We start from the raw sequence: 18452 nt of genomic DNA on the forward strand, positions 1-18452 counted from the left end.
CCGCTTGTTCACGTGCATGGCACCATCCACCTCATGCAGCATGTCATGGTCATCCTGCACAAAATCGCGAGGCTCTGTAGCTATGATACACCGTGTGCCCATGGGCTGGCCGCTCATCGTGCGTAATGGATAGCCTGGCCACATAATGAGATATCGCGGTCAGGAACTCGACGCCCCGGCGGCAACTTCATGCTACCATTGCCTGCCTCCGAACAGTGGTCAAGGTCTGGTTGAAGCCATACCCTGACCCGCACAACAGGCTCCCGGGTAAAAAGATGGCAAGCAAAAACACCAGCACTGACCAGCATCTGCGCCAGGCACGCAATGTGGTGCTGGTCGCGTTACTGGTGGGATTCTCCGGCGCCCTGCTGGGCGTGATCTTTGGCATCCTGTCGGGCTCTGTCACCGGACCTGAAGCCTGGCTTATTGCTGTGCTGGGCGTAGTAACGGGCAGCCTGATTTTGCTGGAGCTGGTGAAACCGGCGATGGCGACCAGTGTCGTCACCGGGGTGCTAACCGTCTATTTTGCCGTTCACCTCAATGCCGGCGCCATCATTGTCTACCAGGCAACCGGCGAGATGCTGCGGACGCTGCCCTATCTGATCTGGTTCTTCCCACTGATGGTGTTTCACCAGTTCACCAATTTTGGTTTTCATAAACGCAAGATCGGCATTCTGGTCAGCCTGAGCCCGATCCCGATGTCCGCGTTTGTGCTTGCCCATCCGACTCATGCCGTGGCCATCCCAACGCTGGACGCGGTAGTGACATTGCTGTTCAGTTTTTTCATCTTTGTGCTGTGTTTCGGCTTTTTTACCCGTCATCGTGACCAGGAGGTGCAGCGCGCCGCCAGGGCGGAAGAGGCAGATCGCAGCGCGGCCCTGCTACGGGTGAGCGAAGAGCGCTTCAGGCTGCTGGGCCTGGCCACTAATGACCTGATCTGGGACGCTGACCTGACCACCGGCAAGGTCTGGTGGAGCGACTCACTGCTCACCACCTTCGGCTATGACCCTGAAGGCCCAGGCACTGACTGGGAGTCATGTCGACGCTGGGCACACGCCGATGATCGCGAACGGGTGGTCAGTAGCCTGAATCGGGTGATCGAAAACCGCGAGCACGACTGGACCTGTGAATACCGCTTCGTATGCGCGGACGGTCGCACGCTGGAGGTAGTATCCCGTGGCATCGTCCTCAATGATGACGCTGGAAAACCTATCCGGGTGATCGGCAATACAACAGATGTCACGGAGCTGCGGGCACTGGAGCAGAAGTTACGCCAGTCGCAGAAAATGGAGGCCGTGGGTCAGCTGACCGGCGGTATTGCCCACGATTTTAATAATCTTTTGACCGTCATTCTGGGCAGTGCCGATGCACTTGTCGATATTCACACCAACAACCCGATTGCGCGCGAGCTGGCAACCAACACCATGCAGGCCGCAGAGCGAGGTGCAACCCTGACCGCCCGCCTGTTGTCCTTTGCGCGGCTGCAGGCGCTGACGCCAGAGCACCTCAACCCGAGGGACCTGCTCAATGGCATCGGCGGCCTGATCCGGCGCACCATCGATGAGGACATCGAGATAGATACCAGGATTGCGGTCGATGTGTTGCCTATCGATGTGGATCGGGGCCAGCTGGAAAACGCCGTACTGAACCTGGTGATCAACGCCCGCGACGCCATGCCTGAGGGCGGGCGACTGACCATCGAGGCAGCCAACGTCACGTTCGCAGACGATGACCTGCTGCACGCCGACGGCGACGGCATGAAGGCGGGTCGCTATGTCGTTATTGCCGTGTCCGACAACGGCTGCGGTATGTCTCCTGACACTCTGGAGCGGGCGTTTGAACCGTTTTTCACCAGCAAGGAGGCCGGCAAAGGCTCAGGACTTGGCCTGTCCATGGTCTGGGGGTTCGTGCAGCAGTCCAATGGTCATGCCCAGATCTACTCGGAACCTGGCGAGGGCACCACGGTCAGGCTCTACTTCCCGGCGGCGGAGAAACTGTCTGTGCCCGCGGCCACCCCGGTCACGTCAAGTGCACTGGTGGGCGGTCACGAGAACATACTCCTGGTCGAGGACAACGAACACGTGCGCGAGCATGTTGCGGCGCAACTTGGCAGCCTCGGCTACCAGATCAAGGAAGCGGCGTCTGCCACTGAAGCACTTGCCATCATGGACACTGGCTGGCCAATTGACCTGCTGTTTACCGACGTGGTGATGCCCGGCGGCATGAATGGCAAGCAGCTTGCCGATGCTGCCCGCCAGCGCCAGCCAGCGCTCAGGGTACTGTTCACGTCAGGCTACACCGAAGATGCGATTGTGCATCAGGGCCGGCTTGACCCTGGCGTGGTTCTGCTGGGCAAACCCTACCGCCGCGCCGAACTTGTCGCCAAAGTGCGGCAGGTGCTGGACGAGGAGCTGTCAGCCTGACGGCAATGCCTGAATTCTGCGCAGCGCGCTCAACTCAGGGAAACCGGCTTCTCCAGCTCCAGCAACTGATCGGATATCTCGGAGACTTTTTCGGTGATCAGGGTCTCGGCATCATAGAGGCCCCGATTGTAGAAAAAGCCACCCATTTCCCGGGCAAAGAAATCGACCAGGAACTCAGCATCAAAGCCGCCGATGTCCTGATTCAGCTCATCGCGAAAGTACACCTTGACCTTCTGGGCCATCAGCTCTTTTTCCTGGCGGGTAAATTCTATCTTGTCCATCGTGGAGTCCTTGAAATCATTAGGCATTCTTATAATTTTGCAGTCGCGTCGGTGGCGAGGATCACCCCGCCCTGCTCTCTTTCCGGTACTGATTGGGCGTAATCCCCGTGTCTTTTTTGAAAGCAGTATAGAACGAAGACTTGGCATTAAAACCAACGTCCATCGCGATATCCAGCACCGTATTGTCAGTGTTTTGTAGTTGTTCTTTGGCGGCATTGACCCGGTAGCGATTCACGTAATCAAAGAAGTTCACTCCCAAGGTTTCGTTCAAGGTTTGCGATATGTGGTACGCCGACCGCGAAATATGCTTTGCAAGCCTGGGCAAGGAAAGAGAAGCCTCCAGAAAGAGACGGTCGTGTTCCATGGCATGGTTCAGTTTGCTGACAATACTGTCGGTCAATTGTTCGTTTAAAGCAGAGCGCTGATATTTATTGTCGGTAATCGATTTGAGTACCTCTTGTGTCCCATGATTACTTTGATACAGCTCTTCAAAGCCTGGTTTTTGACGCAATCCCCATATGGCAACGCTCCAGATCATGATCAGCACCACCAGATTGCTGATCACAGCCTCTGTTGGCACAGAGGCAACCAGGTTGTCGTACAGGAGGGTGCCCGCGGTAAACAGCCAGACACCGCCTACCGCGAGTAACAGCCACAGGATCCAGCGCCCTTCCTGCGCCTCGGTGCTGGCGAACAATTCTCGCAATTGAGCGCGATAGTCATGCAGGCGACGAAATACTGCATGCACATAGAACCCTGCCTGCAGGACCCAGCCCAATACCATCAAGAAGGTGATAATCACCAGGCCATAAACAATAAAACGCACCAGACCCGATGTGGCTGTCAGCGCAGTGTCGTCCCCTTCTACCAGGATCGCATGGCGTAACTCGCCGGGCAGCAATAATGCAGAAATAACAATGACCAGCCCGATGCCACTCAGCACAAAGTGTTTAAGATGGGCACGCCCCGGACGCCACCTTGTACTGCTGGTGATCCCTTGTACATAAAACCAGAAGCAAGGCGGGATGAGGTATAGCGCGGGTAACGCAAGCAGCAGAAACAACACTTGCAGACCGGGTGCGAGCGCTTTGACTACCGGTTGACCAATCAACACGGCAATTGCCGCCAGGCAGCCTGCCAACGGCAAATACACCGGCTGTTTCGTCGATCGCAACAGCAGCAAATGAATGCTAAACCCGATGATAGCCAAGGAAATACACGTCAAAAAGTAAGCAACAGCGCTAACAGACACGGCGACCTTCCACTTAAAAAATAGGTACGAGCCCTTGGATCCGGACGACGATTTCCACGGCCTGGCGCAACATGTGAAGCATCTTAACCAATCAGCAAAGTAGGAACAAACAGATGACTTTCACCAGTACCCATAAATTCGACAATCCAGCTGCTACCACAACACATAATTGGCCACTGGTAAGCACGTTATTTGTGTTATTTGCCATTCCCGGGATTCCGGCCATTTTTATTGTACTGGGCGTATTAGCGGGGCCAACGGACTCCCCGCTTCTAGTGTCCCTTGTCAATGCACGCTACTTTGAATCGCCACTGGCAGTATTGGTTCACGGCGCCAGTGGTATCGCCCTGTTTCTGACGATCCCATTGCAGTTCTCGTCGGCATTTCGGCTTAAACATACCCAATGGCATCGCGTCAGCGGACGAATTGCACTACTCAGCGCCTATATCCTGGCTGTTTCAGCGGTGTGGATGCACCACGTTCTAACACCTGAAGAGCTTGGTACGCGCTACATTGGCCTGATTATCGTGAGCCTGGGATTGGTCATGGCCTTTACCCTGGCGTTCTACCATGTGCTCAACGGCGAGATCGCAGCGCATAGACGATGGATGGTCAGGGCGGTTGCGATCACGCTGGCAGTGGTCACACCTTTGTTTGTCGAAGTCCTTGCCGTGTTCACGCTTGGACAGGTTGAAACATTAAGGCCATTTCTGGCGCAACTGCTTCATGACTACGACAGACTCATTGGCTTGGTTATCAATCTTGTTATCGCCGAGTGGTTGATACGAAGCAAGCCATAGCCAGCGATGGATCATCGGCTGTCGGTGTGCTACCGCACTGTACATCGCGCTGCCCGGCGGCAATATCGGTGTTTTCCGGGGATTGCTCAATGTCGCCGAAAATCAACCCCAGCTCGCCACCGTTATCGGCCATGAGATTGCCCACGTCACCGCCAGGCACTCCGCGGCCCGTGTTTCCACTCAGCTGGCAACACAGATGGGCGTCTCGGTACTCGCCCAGACCACGGGCATGGACCCGGGACTGATTGGCATGGGGGCGAGAGCTTGCCTGCCGGCCCTGATACTTTTGTCACTCGCGACCTGGCGCTGTTAACTCTTGGGTATCGTTTCAGGACGTATGAACGGAAACAAATGCGCCACGTAATCGGCTTTGCCAAGTTCAACCTTCTCGCTGCGCAGTATCGAATAGGCTGTCATCAGGTGAAAGTAGAACTGGGACAGTGACCAGTCGCGCGCATACTGCTCCGCGGTCAGATCCAGAATCATGCCGTTGGGCAGTTCGTGCACGAGTGGTTTTTCTGCATTTACATCCAGCGCGTCGAGGGCCAGGCCATTCAGCAACGCCATGGTTTCGTCAATTCTGGCCTGAGCCTCCGCCAGCGTTCCAGGTTGTTCGCCAGCGTTACGCCCTTCCTCCAGTAACACGCCGATAGCTGCCGGGAAGGCCTCACCCTTAAGCCGACAGATGGCCTCTTGTGCCTGAACGCAGGCAAAGCGAATCTGGGTCGAGAGCGGAAACATGTCCGGTGCCAGTCGCGCCGATAGCAACGCTTCCGCTTCTGCGGCTGACAATTGTGTCTGCGCTTTTTTCAGCCAGCCCGACAGCGAGCCGAGCATTTGTGTGTAGGTTGGCACGAGCAGTGAGGTGAGTGACATAATTTTCCTTTGATTATTCCCTATTTGTGTACAACATATCAGTATTGCATCATCTGGACTTCCCCAGCCGGAACTCCTATGCTTCAGCCACGCATTCTATAAAAAAAGAGAGCCGGTATGCCTGCACAACCGATACTTCGCTTGCTGTTCGTCGCATTGCTGACGCTTTGTCTGCCCATCGCAGCGTTCGCTCAGAATCCGCCGACAGAACATACCATCACCTCAGACGGACATCCACTGGCCCTCTGGGAAAAGTCCGTCGAAGACCCCAAAGGTCACATACTTCTGCACCATGGTCGCACCTGGAGCGCCCTGCCTGATTTTGATCTGCAGGTTCCCGGCGAAGATCTGTCGCTGATGGAAGGTTTTAATGCCCTTGGCTACAGTGTCTGGGCACTGGACGCACGGGGTTATGGCGGCACGCCACGCGATGCCAGTGACTGGCATACACCCGACAAGGCAGCCAAAGACCTCGCCGTGGTACTGGACTGGTTACAGGCGCGCACCGGACAACAGATCAACGTGTGGGGCTGGTCATATGGCTCCATGGTGGCGCAGCTGACGGCCCAGCGTTTTCCTCAGGCGATTCGCAGTGTCACGTTGTTTGGTTACCCAACTGACCCGGATGCAGAAGTGCCGGTTGCCTCTGGTGAAAGTGAACCTGAGCGTCGGACCAATACCGCAGAAGCGGCGGCCTCTGACTTTATTGTGCCTGGCTCAATCAGCGAGGCTGCCATCGCCGCCTATGTTGATGCGGCACTGGCTGCTGACCCGGTCAGGGCTGACTGGAATCAGCTGCATCAGTGGAATGCGCTGGATGGTGAAGCACTGGATGTGCCTGTGCTGCTGTTACAGGCCGAGTTCGACCCACTGGCAAACACCGATGCACATGCCCGCTTCTTTGTGAAAATCGCCAACCCCAATAAGCAGTGGGTCGTGCTGGCCGGCGGTGATCATGCCGCGCTGCTGGAAACGCCTCGAGCACGATTGATCAAGGCATCGGTGGATTTTATCGAGTGGCTGAATCTGTAAACACTACGATGAGTTCTCTTGAATGGGTTTATCAGGGATTTTATGTATACCGTAGCCCAAAATACGTTCAGACCCACAGTGCCTACAATTCATGGGTAAATCGGCCGCTCAACGCCCGTATTAACGCGCCAGCGGAGCTGGTCGCGGGCAATTGATGGTTATGCGGCCCTTCACGGTCACCGGAATGTAGGCAGGTGCAGATTCCAGCGCAGCGCACCCAGTCGCAACGCCACTACTACTATCACTCCTCCTACGAAGGCCACGGGCTGAGGCAATCCTAATGCCTGCATCAGCAGATAAGCAGCTACGCCCGCGATGGCCGCCGACGCATAGATTTCTCGCTGCATGATCAGCGGCACTCTTGCCGTCACGATATCCCGCAACACCCCGCCAGTAACGCCGGTCATGGTACCCATCAATATGACGATAAGCGCCGGCGCCTGTGCCGCCTCAGCATAGCTGGCACCCAGCAGGGCAAACAATGCCAGTCCAAAAGCATCTGCCACACGCAAACTAAACAGGGGTGCCGGCCGGTAGCGCACATAGACGATGGTCGCCAATGCCGCCACGATGATAACAACAAGATAAGTGGTATCAGTGAGCCAGAAAATAGGGTGGCGATCGAGCAATAGGTCTCTCAGTGTTCCGCCGCCGATAGCCGTCATAGCGGCCACCACGATCACGCCCAGTACATCCAGCTCACGGTCCCGCGCCGCCAATACGCCACTGATCGCGAAAACGGCCACGCCAACAAGATCGAGAATGTACAACAACATTAAAAGCGCCTCATACAGTAGCTGGCGATGACAGTGGCTCGAACTTTCGCCATATCCTTATGGTAGCACTATCGATAACTGTCGGTAGCTGGTGAGTTCCTATAGACTCAATAACAAACAAGAACCTGGAATCAGGAGAACCCCGTGCCCCAACATCCCCAAGCCCGACTGTTAATCAACAAAAATGCGCTGTCGCAGACGCACATCGAGGCGCTGTCACCGCCAGCTGCACCCGCGCCGGGTGAAGTACTGCTGGCTCCGGACCTGTTTTCGCTGACCACCAATAATGTCACCTATGCCGCCTACGGTGAGGCCATGCGTTACTGGGACTTCTTCCCTACCGACGATGCCGCCTGGGGACAGGTGCCGGTGTGGGGTTTTGCCAATGTGGTGGCCTCGGCGGTTGAGGGTATCAGTGAGGGTGAGCGCTTCTACGGGTATTTTCCGCCGGTGAGTGTGTTGCGTGTGCAGGCCGGGAATGTGGGCAAGCGTGGTTTTCGCGACACAACGGCGCATCGTCAGGCCCTGCCGGCTGCCTACAATCAGTACCTGCGCTGCCAGGTTGATCCGCTGTACACCGCAGACAGCGAGGCATTTCAGGTGATTTACCGGCCGCTGTTTATCACCTCATTTACGCTGGCCGACTTTCTCGCCGACAACAACTGGTTTGGCGCCGAGCGGGTGGTGATCTCCAGCGCATCCAGCAAGACCGCTTATGGGTCGGGTTTTTGTATTGGCGATGCCGTGGAAACCATAGGGCTGACCTCGGCACGTAATCGTGACTTCGTGGCCAGCTCCGGCTGTTACCGACACACCCTGACCTACTCGGAACTGGACACGCTGGATACTCAGGTGCCCACACTGTATGTGGATTTCTCCGGTGATCGCGAGCTGCGCAGCGCCATTCATCATCACTGCCGTGAACTGAAGTACAGCTGCGTGGTGGGATCGGCGCAGACCGTGGCGATGCCGACAAAACAGACGCTTCCGGGACCTGCGCCGACGTTTTTCTTTGCCCCTGATCAGATTATCAAACGCACGGCCGAGTGGGGTGCGCAGACCTTCGGTGAGCAGCTGGGCAATGCCTGGTCGCGCTTTGGTGATCACGTTAATGATCCACAACGTAAGTTGCTCAGGATCGTTGAAGGCCACGGCCTTGACGCGGCGCAGCAGGTCTTTGCACAGTTGCTGGCCGGTAGTGTGACGCCGCAGGAAGGACACGTGATACGCCTGTAGTACAAATTTGGAGTGTAAAGGGAGTTGCTTATGAAACTGCTGCGCAGCCTTCGCGTTGTGATGGCCGCGATCCTGCTGAGCCTCAACTCGATCATTCACGTCACGCCACTGTTGCTGGTGGCGCTGATCAAAGCCGTCACTCGTGTGCGACCTGTACAGTCGGTGTGTGACCGGGTGCTGATGGCCATTGCCGCGAGCTGGATCGATGTAAACAGCTGGATGTTTGATCACCTGACCGATGCAGAGGTTGTGGTGACCGGATTGCCCGACGCCATGCCCGAGGGCCATTTTCTGCTGCTCTGCAATCACCAGTCCTGGGTGGATATTCCCGTCCTGCAGAAACTGTTTAACCGGCGCCTGCCCATGTTGCGCTTCTTCCTGAAAAGCCAGTTGATCTGGGTGCCGGTATTGGGATTGGCCTGGTGGGCGTTGGACTTTCCGTTCATGAAACGTTATTCGCGTCAGCAGATTGAAAAGCGTCCGGACCTGGCCGGCAAAGACGTTGCGGCAACACGACAGGCCTGTGAAAAATTCCGCCGCATACCGGTGTCCGTCGTCAATTTTGCCGAGGGTACGCGTTTTCGCCCCGGCAAACATGCACAACAACAATCGCCGTTTCGGCATCTGCTCAAACCCAAGGCTGGCGGTACTGCGCTGGTGCTCGATGCCATGAGTGAATCGCTGGATACCCTGGTGGATGTCACCATCACCTACCCTGACGGAGTAGGTGAACTCGGCGACCTGTTTGCCAACCGCATCGGGCGTATCGTGGTCGACATCCAGACCTTGCCCATACCGGCCGAGCTGCGTGGAGGCGACTACCAGAACGATGAGGCGCATCGCGCGCGCATACAGGCGTGGGTCAATGAGCGCTGGCAGGCCAAGGACAATACCATCGATCGTTTGCTGGACGAGGGGTTAAAAGCCAGGGCTTAAGGGTCAGGAGTTAAAAGATAGAGACGCTGAGTTTTTCGCGATCACCCTAACTAGTTGGGATATTTCACCATGCCCTCTTTAGCCTCCCCGAAGAAATAGCTTAAAAAACAGATGATTATTGAGTGGTATGGTTTTTGCTGAGTTCTAAGACAAGTACAAATCAACAATCATCACATCAGAATTTTCGGAAGAACGCATGCGCACCATCGGCAATATCATCTGGTTACTCTGCGGGGGTCTGGTCATGGGGCTGTTATGTTCTTATTTCGTCAATCAGAGATCATTATGAAAAACTCTAAAGATACAACGTTAACTCTAGCGACTTTTTTTATATTGGTTGTAGCTTTTTATGTTTTAGGGTACTGGTTAATTTATCGAATGGGCCAAGCGACACCATTAATGTTGTCAGTTGGCGCGGCTACATTGCTTACTTGCCTTTTAAGAAAGCGAGAATTATCGAGCCTGGGTTGGCAATGGGGCAAGTGGAAGCATCAACGTACAAGCTATCTTTTACCACTTATTATAGCGCTTATCTCCTATCTGATTATATGGGCGTGTGGTTTCGGTGAATTTTATAATGCTGAGTTTCTGTCCAATCAAAAAGAAAGCTATAACTTAGGAAACTGGAATGATTTTTCTATACTTCTTTTTCATTTCGGATTGATTGCGACTGTTAGTTTTTTTGTCTCATTACCGTCTATTTTGGGCGAAGAGATTGGTTGGCGAGGCTTTCTGGTACCCGAGCTTGCTAAAACGATGTCTTTTACTGGTGTTGGACTGGTAAGTGGATTTGTTTGGGCATTATTTCACTGGCCTCTAATTATTTTAGGGTTATATGGTAATGACGTAACACCATTATATTATCAGCTGTTTGTGTTCTCAGTTTTTATAACTGCGACAGGGATAATTATGGCTTACTTTCGTATCAAAACTAATAGCCTTTGGCCTGCGGTTATTTATCATGCTAGTTCGAATATATTTATCCAAAAGTTATTCACACCTATCACAGTAACAAACACAAACTCTGCTTGGTATATAGATGAGTTTGGAGCTGTCATAGCAATTGTAGCAACTTGTGTGGCTATATATTTTTTAAGAAAAGGTAAAGCTGAATTCAAGCTTGTCAGAACATAACAAGCGCCTCAACAAAGGACGCAAAAAGCTTGGCTTGCGTCGCTTCTTTCCTAATGTTAGCCAAGCCTTTTTCGCCTGTTAGGCAGGCGTTGTCGATCAGGCAAATTCTGGTGCACAAAATAGCCCTGGCGCGGGAGATGACGTGGCTATTCAAGCGGCAATTCCAACAATGCCGACAGCTCCTCGAGAACCAGATCAGGCTCATCCTGATGCACCATGTGCCCACTGCCTTCAGTGACTACAGCACGGCCCCGAGGAAACTCACTGACCCACTCACTGTGAAACTGGCCCCATAGTGCACGCGCCGCGTCGATTTCGAAAACCATGGATGGCTCTTCGACCTTCCTGACACCGGAAATGACCGTTATTGGTATATCACCGATCTCCGCAAAACCCAGATCGCCATCCTTGAGCCAGGAATCGTGCAGAAAACACCAATTACCCTCGCCCACGGCAAAGTCATTGGCCTTGATCGCTTCGATTTCTCCAGGGCCATTCACCGGATCAAGTGTTGTAATAATCTCAACATCCCGGTCCGTGCTTGGATCAACGAGCAGCATCGAGCGAACGGCATTCGGGTTGCGGGATGCAAAATCACGGGCGACGTCGCCACCGTAGGAATGCGCAACGTAGATGATGGGCGAGGATATCTCCAGCTTTGCCAGTAACTCAGCGGCGTCATCTGCATAATCGGCCGCCGACATCTGCCCCGTACAAGCGCCGGAGCCGCCCTCGCCTCTGCGGGAGTATCTAATCGCAGTGATACCGTCAGGCAGGTTGTACCAGATAGAATCCCAATCAACCATGCCCGGCGTAGCGCCGGCTTCGAACAGAACGACCTGGGGGCCGTTGCCTTTGACTTCGTATTCAACGAAGGAGTTGTCGATGGTGGTTTCTGCTGCTGACGCTGTGGTGACTGCGCAGATAGGGACAATGCATTGCAGGAAAAATCGGAGAGTGGACAGGGTGTGCTCCTTCATTTCTCAGAATATGAATATGGCAAGAATATACATCATCGGCAGCCTTCTGGCTTACGACTTCAGCGCATCTCGTTCACTGATCGCACTCACGAAGATTCTTCAACCATGACGAGCTTGGTGCGGCCGGATGCGCCGGCCTTGATAGTCACGGCTGTCTTTGGGCATTGAAACTTCTGCGCCACAAGACCCACCAGTTCCGTATTGGCTTTACCGTCCACAGGCGGTGCCTTTAGTGTTGCAACCCACGTACCATCTGCTGCCTGGGCGAGCCCTGACACGCGGGCTCGCGGTTTCACTTTTACCTGTAAGATTGTCGCAGCCATGCTGAGTCTACTGTCCAAATGGAACTGGTTATGAGCCTACCGTTCTTAAGTTCAAAGTGCAGGACGGCTTTCGGCGTTACCATTAAGCGGTTTATTCGCAGCTTCAGCTTGCAAACGCTCAACCAGCCAAACTTTTATGATCGACTGCCGTGTGACGCCAATACGAGCCGCTTCACGATCCAGTGACTCGACTACCCAGGATGGGAAGTCGACATTTATTCGTTTCTGGTCCTGATTGGCGCGCCGCGCCGTGGACAAATCAAGATCATCAACGATGTCTTTTTTCCCCTGATCAAATTTCTTGTCAAAATCTTTAGCTTTCATACAGCTCTACCTCTCGTTTACGAGAACGTCTCGTCGTACTCGAAATGGCTCATGAGTATAAATTAACCCTTTTCTACTCAGCTGGCAAGAAAGGTGGTTCTTGGGCGGCTGCCGTCGGCCTTGTCAGTGGCAGTTGTCAACCAATGGTTGACAACTGAATCCTCAACTCGCCCTCGGAGAAGATTGCCTTGAGGTGTTTGGCAACACTCTGCCTGGTCGCGCGCAATTGATTGTTGCATCAGGACTTAATTGAGTTTACTGGAGACGAGCCGGTTCAGACTTACCCCTGACTCAGCAGCCTCAATGGCAAGCATGCGATGTGTCTCTGGCGGAACACGAACCATGAACTTACCGCTATAGTTTTTTGCTGATAGTGGCTCGGGAATTTCCTCCCCGCTTTCATTCATGTCATTAACGCACTCACGGACCAATTGTCGAATGCCTTTGAGTGCCTTCTCGGGATTCTCTGCAAGCCAGCTAAGGCTGGAGAACTCGATACACATCCCTATATGTTCCTGATCTTCTTCAGACCAGGTAACCCGGTAAGTATAGCGATCAATATCTTTTGCCACTTTGCACCCTTGTACTTTTCGCCATATCCTTATGGTATCACTATTGATGGACGGGCCATTCAATCTCCGGAAAAACGTTTCCGCGGAAACGCTTCTGAGGTAGCTCTAGTCGCTAATCACCGAGTCTACATCAACCAGATCAAACGCGCCGGACTCCTGTGCAAATTGCCTCAGCAAGTAGGCATGGCCTTGCCCATAGATGACCAACACCCGGTCTGTCGAACTTTCAGTCAGCTTTACCAATCGGGAAAATATCTTCAGGTTTCGTGCATACCAGGTGCCTACCCAGTTGGCCCCCAGCAATTCCTCACCGCGTCCAATCGCTGCGATGTCAAAGTAGACCCTGTGCGAAGCTGCCAGCGCCTCCGGGGCATTCAATTGCTTTATCCACTCACTCACCGTTTGGGAGCCCAACTCGATGTAGTACTCCTTCGCGGCTTCTGGATCTGTAATTCGTTCGATTTCTTCGTCGAATCCATTCGCCAAACCAAAGCTATGCCAATCATAGTCGGTCGCAATATCTCCCGGAGGATTGTCATTCCAGTCCACTGCATAGACCTGCTCATGTCCCAACATCGCGGCCAGTCTGAGGCCAATCTGATCGGACTCATCCCGCCCAAGTTCATAGTCACCTTCACGATACCGAGCATAGCGTTCATTCAGGTCATCCTGGTTACGACTCAGCACTTCCAACGCAATGTGGGTAGGCTTGAATTCAGCAAGCTCGTCTACAAGCGCTTCAATTTCAACCTGCCTCTGCGCATTGAGCACGTCGTCTACTTCGAAGTTAATCGAGTCGCGGCTTGGGTTGTTGAAATGAGCTACGCCAAGAACCAGCAAATCCGGTCGGTCCTGACCGTAGGTTGCGGACGGGGACAAAGTGCTCGATACTGCCCAGAACAATAACAAAAATAAGCGCGATCGCACTTTCATTACCCCGCCAAATATTTATTTATGCTAATTGAGATCTCCCAACGCCGTATTGTGCAGCGGCTGGCAAGCAATGAAGGCATTCCCTGCCAGCTTTCTGGCGACATAAATCCATCGCTGTGCCTTTTGATCATCAGATACAACTAAATGTAAGCTCTACTCTAGGATATTTTCCAAGAACGTATGGCCCTTCATTTTCATCAAGCTGGATAATATTTAGTCTCTTACTTTGGGTCTGACAAAAACTTGTAGCCTCCCCAAGGGCATCGTCCTTAATTCCGCCAGTTCCAGGAAAACCTGTTGCCGCCTGTTTGGCTATAAAATATTCATTTTCGCCAGAATTAATAATCCCACTGTCTGATGCACATGATGCCATCAGAAGTAGAGTAAGAAATAGAGTACGTTTGGGCATTTTGGGTGCCTATAAGTATGAGCGGATAATGGTTAGCTAAGGTTTCGGCCAGACAAATTTTGCTAGCTTAACACCCTTTGATATTTCGGTCCCATACGATTCCTGAAGCCCCGCTGAAACCGCAAGCTGCTTCATAGAAGCATCGCAGGCTTTTATTTCTTTGGCATACTTGATACCAAACAAATGGATCATTACTACCGCCTCACCTTCCTCTGAATTAAAGTACATATCATTAAGAATGGCTGTTAGTGTCTCAAATTTCATCGCTGCTCCTCCCCTTCAGAAACGAATGACGCCGCATTCGGCGGCTTGTTCTCTGCAATACTTTGCTAAGTATCTAAATGGTTGGGCCTCAACGAATATCCAGACATGAGCCTATGAGCGAGAAGCATGCTCGACAGGACAGCAATTCCGAATACATACAGACCAAAGTGGACCGTAATACTAGCAAACATGCCTAATTTAACAGTCGCGGCTATAATGGAAACTACAAATACATCAGCCATCGACCACTTTCCTACTATAGCCAATCTTTGGATTAACAACATTCTTCTTTCGCTATTATTCAAGCTTCCGTCGATAACACATTTGATGAGATAAAGCTTGTATAATGGCAAAACTATACTAAAGGAAAATACCGCTACGAAGAGAAGTATCTCACCCTCGATGAGAAGATATAGAACCCCGCTGAACAATGAATATGTATCGCTAAATATAAGAAATTTATTGAACGTAAACATTGGCAGCATGGCGCCAGTTAGGAAAAGCGCTGCCGATGCCAGCCAGAGTTGCCTGTCGCTTATTTTCGTAACGTATCTCATCGATTCCTTAGGTACTCAACGCACTGCACAACGGCACACTCGTAAGGCGATGCCGAAGACGCGCACTTCATGTAATTGTCAGGACGGGCTCAAATGCTTCTCGAATAGAGCCCAGTTATCTTCAAAAGGCTCAAGATCTGTAACGTAGTACCTATTGTCTAGAGAGCGGAAGTTCTTGGGCCTCTTCCAATCGTGCTTGGACATCCAAGCCCGATAATTTCTAGCACATATAACCTGAATGTCTCGCTTCAGCAATATGAAATAGCGATCAACTTGATCTGCCTCGGGGCCCGCTAGCAAAACGCATACATAAATGAGATCAGGATGCGAAATATCAGAGTCACCGTGATCAATCTGCTTTTCCCCCGCCTCATCGATAGTGACGTCGATCCACCGACTGGCAGTCGTTGGCCAGCTATAACCTCGGGAAGTCTTGACTTGTACAGGTAACGTCTTGAGTGAGCCATCGGCAACGATTAGGTCAAACTCCGGGACGTTACCTGTGAATGACGTGGCGATGAGCCCCCGACGGCCGAGCTCTGCACAGACAAGAAACTCACCAACTTGGCCGGCTAGCTTGCTACTTAAACCCTTGCTCATATTGAGTCCTAACGCCTCAATAATAAGTGAACCATGTGCTGGCGGGCGATTTACTCAGCAAATGGCATGACAGCCTTGGTGAATCTTAATTTATTGACTTGTTAACTTTTTTCTATCAATTATTTTCTAATATTCCAATACTATTATAATAAGGTGAGGCAGTTTTTCGTTTACTAAAGTCGGAACTATTTTTTGGCGTTATCTGCTTTCTTCATAGACAGCAACTGCATCATATTTGAAAGAATCTGGCTGAATTTGCTAAGCATTGATACATTACTTTTTTCCAATGATTAGAAAACTGCCCTGAATTTATAACTGGTTGCAAGTTAGCATTAACAAACGCATCTTTGATTTCTCCAGTAGTAGCTTGGGGGTCAAATCCAAGAATAACGTCTACAAAAGCATTTTTTTGGTCAATAACTTCACTCAAATGTTTACCAGATTCTAAGCTGTACCTATTAGCCAAATCTAAACTATTGAAGTGGTTTTCAGCTCTGTTCTTTTCCTCTTGGCTCCAAGCGGCTGGGCATTCAACGTAATAAACTAAAGCACCGTCATCCTCATCAATGTACTCTGCATATACCCATTGCTCCTGATAAAAAATATCTTTATCAACATAAGGATGAATAGCTTGGTCGTCTTCTACAGTGGCATAATCTTGACCTTTCTCACCCATGTTGCAATCACGACATGACGGAACTAAGTTAAGCGGCATCACTGAAAACTCTGGAAAATGAGCTTTTGGTAAAAAGTGATCCAAATTCTTGGTTTGTCCTATGTCACCACAAAATGGGCAACGTTCCCCAGAAGAAACCAATAAAGCATCATAATAATCTCTAGCAGGTTTATCTTTATCACGTAAATTATTTTCATATAGATTAACTAATTTTCTTTTTGTCAGGTGCCCAACAACTCTAGTTGTATTAGTTAAAGGGTTAACTTTAGGGTACGCGTATAAATTACCTGCCAGACTTAATTCTTGATATTGTTGTTCTTTAGCGTAGAAGGCTGGGAAAACCGAAATAAAGCTATTACGCACATTAACTTGCTCCATTCCTTCTGAGCATTTTACTAACATGCCATTGAACGAAATATTAGGTAGGGCTAGTCTTTTCATTGTACTTTATTCGCATCTCTACTTAGAACCATTGCTTTTAGAACGGTTCTGCCTTCCAAGCCTATTTGATTTTTATATTCTGACAATATTCCATCATAGGATGCTCCAGACTCAACAGACTTAGTTAAAAGTGAGTGATATCCTGAATTTGCTACTTCAAGAATAAACACCTCACGAGTTAAAACGCCAAGGTTTTCTCCAAAGGTTTCTATTTCTGGCCTTTCAACAGTAATCGCTTCTCTAGAACGAATGACTTTCCATACACAGGATTTAGGTATTTCCTGAAGAACTACTGGAGAATGAGTCGCGATTATTGCAACTCCATTTTTGATATACAATAAATCGCTTAGAACACGCAAAAATGCAGATAGAAGAGGTGGGTGAAGATGCCCCTCTGGTTCATCTAATAATACTAGAGATTTTTCACCAACGTTGTTAACTAGTCTCGTGATAGTAAACAACACTATTGCGTGACCTGAGCTCATGCGTTGTAAGTAATTAGTTATGTCTTGGTGAAATAGGTCTTCAAATTTATCATTATCAACTTGAAGATTTTTGTGCTTTTCTTTAAGGCTGACATATCTAGCGTTGAGAATGCTTAACCCCATATTCTCGAAGTTCTGATCACTACTCAAACTATTAATAGCATCTAACCATAGATTTTTTTTACCTTCGCTACTTAAACAACCTACTAATGCTGAAACAAAGTCTTTTCGAAGATCTCCCAAAGAACTTAATGCTTCGCTATTTTCTCTGTTTTTTAAGCCGATATAAAAATACTTTGTTCCTTTAGCCGGATCCGGTTGTTCTTGAGGTGGAGTAAATGGATCAAATGCACTAAAAGATACAGAAACTAAGGAGCGAAAATAGCCTGTAGGAATACGAGATTCACTAAATGGGCTACTTTCTGTAAAAAGACATGATTCATGTTCAGGGTTGGTAATGGCATCAATCATACCGTTTAAAAGAGTAGTTTTTCCACAACCATTACGCCCGATAAACGCATGAATGTTTGTACTTGGAACTGAGCCGACTTTTACTTTAAATGGTATTTTTACGTTGCAAAAGCCATTTAACCCATGTCTTACAAAGTTAAAATCAAAATCTGATAACTCAGCAAGACCGCTTAATACTCTTGAGAATTGACCATGCACATCGGATAATGTTACCCCACGAAAGAGAGATGTATTTAATACTTCTTCATCTTCAATATCTTTTAATTTTTCAGGTTTATAAACAATATCTTCTAATGCATTTAGGATGTGCCGTTTTAACTCAGGGGGCAACTTATTTAAATTTTTATAGTATTCTGTATTAGTCCCTAATGAAAAATACTGTTCATTTAAAAACGGAAAGTTTTTACCCAGTGTTTTATATGTGCTTTTTTCAATAGTTTGACCTTTAAAAGCAATTTTTACATTACCGATCTCATGCTCTACTCCTCCTTCATCAAAAATGGTTAGATAGAACATGGTGACAAAGGAGTAATCATTCCAATTATCTACACTTAAATATGCTGTATTTACAGAGGCAGGGTGTTTTCGACCATAATTATCTGTAACTACAAAATTCATCTCTACATACCCCATAAAACATCTTAAAAAAGCCTTTCGCTTTTCAGTTCGAA

At 50.3% G+C, this 18452-nt stretch carries 21 protein-coding genes; 7 read left to right on the forward strand and 14 right to left on the reverse strand.

Annotated elements, in window-relative coordinates:
• The first annotated feature begins 275 nt into the window (after positions 1-275).
• Positions 276-2423: a PAS domain-containing hybrid sensor histidine kinase/response regulator gene (locus PHACT_RS07440; protein WP_070116600.1), complete on the forward strand. Its 2148-nt coding sequence runs from the start codon at positions 276-278 to the stop codon at positions 2421-2423.
• 29 nt (positions 2424-2452) lie between these two features.
• On the opposite strand, the gene PHACT_RS07445 is transcribed toward PHACT_RS07440, so the two are convergent.
• Positions 2453-2704 carry a DUF2164 domain-containing protein gene (locus PHACT_RS07445; RefSeq protein WP_070116601.1) on the reverse strand — a complete coding sequence of 84 codons (252 nt, stop codon included), beginning with the start codon at positions 2702-2704 and terminating at the stop codon, positions 2453-2455.
• 61 nt (positions 2705-2765) lie between these two features.
• Entirely contained in the window at positions 2766-3878 is a 1113-nt protein-coding gene (locus tag PHACT_RS07450; RefSeq protein WP_211284384.1) for a helix-turn-helix domain-containing protein, read from the reverse strand.
• 191 nt (positions 3879-4069) lie between these two features.
• Here PHACT_RS07450 and PHACT_RS07455 point away from each other — a divergent pair, with 191 nt between their 5' ends.
• Positions 4070-4756: a DUF2306 domain-containing protein gene (locus PHACT_RS07455; protein WP_070116603.1), complete on the forward strand. Its 687-nt coding sequence runs from the start codon at positions 4070-4072 to the stop codon at positions 4754-4756.
• A gap of 82 nt (positions 4757-4838) precedes the next feature.
• On the forward strand, positions 4839-5069 hold the full coding sequence (locus PHACT_RS16675; RefSeq protein ID WP_070116604.1) for a M48 family metalloprotease: 231 nt from the start codon (positions 4839-4841) through the stop codon (positions 5067-5069).
• On the opposite strand, the gene PHACT_RS07465 is transcribed toward PHACT_RS16675, so the two are convergent.
• Positions 5066-5632: a DUF1993 domain-containing protein gene (locus tag PHACT_RS07465; protein ID WP_070116605.1), complete on the reverse strand. Its 567-nt coding sequence runs from the start codon at positions 5630-5632 to the stop codon at positions 5066-5068. The genes PHACT_RS16675 and PHACT_RS07465 overlap by 4 nt on opposite strands.
• A 117-nt stretch (positions 5633-5749) precedes the next feature.
• Here PHACT_RS07465 and PHACT_RS07470 point away from each other — a divergent pair, with 117 nt between their 5' ends.
• Entirely contained in the window at positions 5750-6664 is a 915-nt protein-coding gene (locus PHACT_RS07470) for an alpha/beta hydrolase (protein ID WP_070116606.1), read from the forward strand.
• A gap of 176 nt (positions 6665-6840) precedes the next feature.
• Here PHACT_RS07470 and PHACT_RS07475 read toward each other — a convergent pair whose 3' ends face one another.
• Positions 6841-7440 carry a trimeric intracellular cation channel family protein gene (locus PHACT_RS07475; RefSeq protein ID WP_070116607.1) on the reverse strand — a complete coding sequence of 200 codons (600 nt, stop codon included), beginning with the start codon at positions 7438-7440 and terminating at the stop codon, positions 6841-6843.
• 144 nt (positions 7441-7584) lie between these two features.
• On the opposite strand from PHACT_RS07475, the gene PHACT_RS07480 reads away from it, so the two are divergent.
• The 3 genes from PHACT_RS07480 (at position 7585) to PHACT_RS07490 (ending at position 10746) form a co-directional block, all read left to right on the forward strand.
• Positions 7585-8676, forward strand: a complete 1092-nt coding sequence (locus PHACT_RS07480; RefSeq protein ID WP_070116608.1) for a DUF2855 family protein — start codon at positions 7585-7587, stop codon at positions 8674-8676.
• 30 nt (positions 8677-8706) lie between these two features.
• Complete coding sequence (locus PHACT_RS07485; RefSeq protein ID WP_211284385.1) at positions 8707-9612, forward strand: acyltransferase; 906 nt, start codon at positions 8707-8709, stop codon at positions 9610-9612.
• Between the two features lie 285 nt (positions 9613-9897).
• Complete coding sequence (locus PHACT_RS07490) at positions 9898-10746, forward strand: CPBP family intramembrane glutamic endopeptidase (protein WP_070118223.1); 849 nt, start codon at positions 9898-9900, stop codon at positions 10744-10746.
• A 146-nt stretch (positions 10747-10892) separates the two neighbouring features.
• Here PHACT_RS07490 and PHACT_RS07495 read toward each other — a convergent pair whose 3' ends face one another.
• The 10 genes from PHACT_RS07495 to PHACT_RS16035 form a co-directional block, all read right to left on the reverse strand.
• Positions 10893-11726, reverse strand: coding sequence for an alpha/beta fold hydrolase (locus PHACT_RS07495; protein WP_083264422.1), 834 nt, complete (start codon positions 11724-11726; stop codon positions 10893-10895).
• Between the two features lie 86 nt (positions 11727-11812).
• The gene (locus tag PHACT_RS07500) at positions 11813-12049 is read right to left on the reverse strand and encodes a DUF167 domain-containing protein (protein WP_070116610.1); all 237 of its coding nucleotides are present in this window, start codon (positions 12047-12049) and stop codon (positions 11813-11815) included.
• Positions 12050-12100: 51 nt separating this feature from the next.
• Positions 12101-12373: a type II toxin-antitoxin system BrnA family antitoxin gene (gene brnA, locus PHACT_RS07505; protein WP_070116611.1), complete on the reverse strand. Its 273-nt coding sequence runs from the start codon at positions 12371-12373 to the stop codon at positions 12101-12103.
• Positions 12374-12618: 245 nt separating this feature from the next.
• Complete coding sequence (locus tag PHACT_RS07510) at positions 12619-12945, reverse strand: type II toxin-antitoxin system HicB family antitoxin (protein ID WP_070116612.1); 327 nt, start codon at positions 12943-12945, stop codon at positions 12619-12621.
• A 105-nt stretch (positions 12946-13050) separates the two neighbouring features.
• Positions 13051-13824, reverse strand: a complete 774-nt coding sequence (locus PHACT_RS07515; RefSeq protein ID WP_139141470.1) for a DUF5694 domain-containing protein — start codon at positions 13822-13824, stop codon at positions 13051-13053.
• A 184-nt stretch (positions 13825-14008) separates the two neighbouring features.
• Positions 14009-14287, reverse strand: coding sequence for a hypothetical protein (locus tag PHACT_RS16180; protein ID WP_139141471.1), 279 nt, complete (start codon positions 14285-14287; stop codon positions 14009-14011).
• A gap of 36 nt (positions 14288-14323) precedes the next feature.
• Positions 14324-14551, reverse strand: coding sequence for an HTH-like domain-containing protein (locus PHACT_RS07520; protein WP_070116614.1), 228 nt, complete (start codon positions 14549-14551; stop codon positions 14324-14326).
• Positions 14552-14616: 65 nt separating this feature from the next.
• Positions 14617-15108, reverse strand: a complete 492-nt coding sequence (locus PHACT_RS16775; RefSeq protein WP_070116615.1) for a paraquat-inducible protein A — start codon at positions 15106-15108, stop codon at positions 14617-14619.
• A gap of 829 nt (positions 15109-15937) precedes the next feature.
• Entirely contained in the window at positions 15938-16825 is an 888-nt protein-coding gene (locus PHACT_RS07535) for an HNH endonuclease (RefSeq protein WP_070116617.1), read from the reverse strand.
• Positions 16822-18399, reverse strand: coding sequence for an AAA family ATPase (locus PHACT_RS16035; protein ID WP_083264597.1), 1578 nt, complete (start codon positions 18397-18399; stop codon positions 16822-16824). Before PHACT_RS16035 ends, PHACT_RS07535 begins: the two co-directional genes overlap by 4 nt.
• Positions 18400-18452 lie beyond the last annotated feature (53 nt).

Source organism: Pseudohongiella acticola, assembly GCF_001758195.1.
GTDB classification, from domain to species: Bacteria; Pseudomonadota; Gammaproteobacteria; order Pseudomonadales; family Pseudohongiellaceae; genus Pseudohongiella; species Pseudohongiella acticola.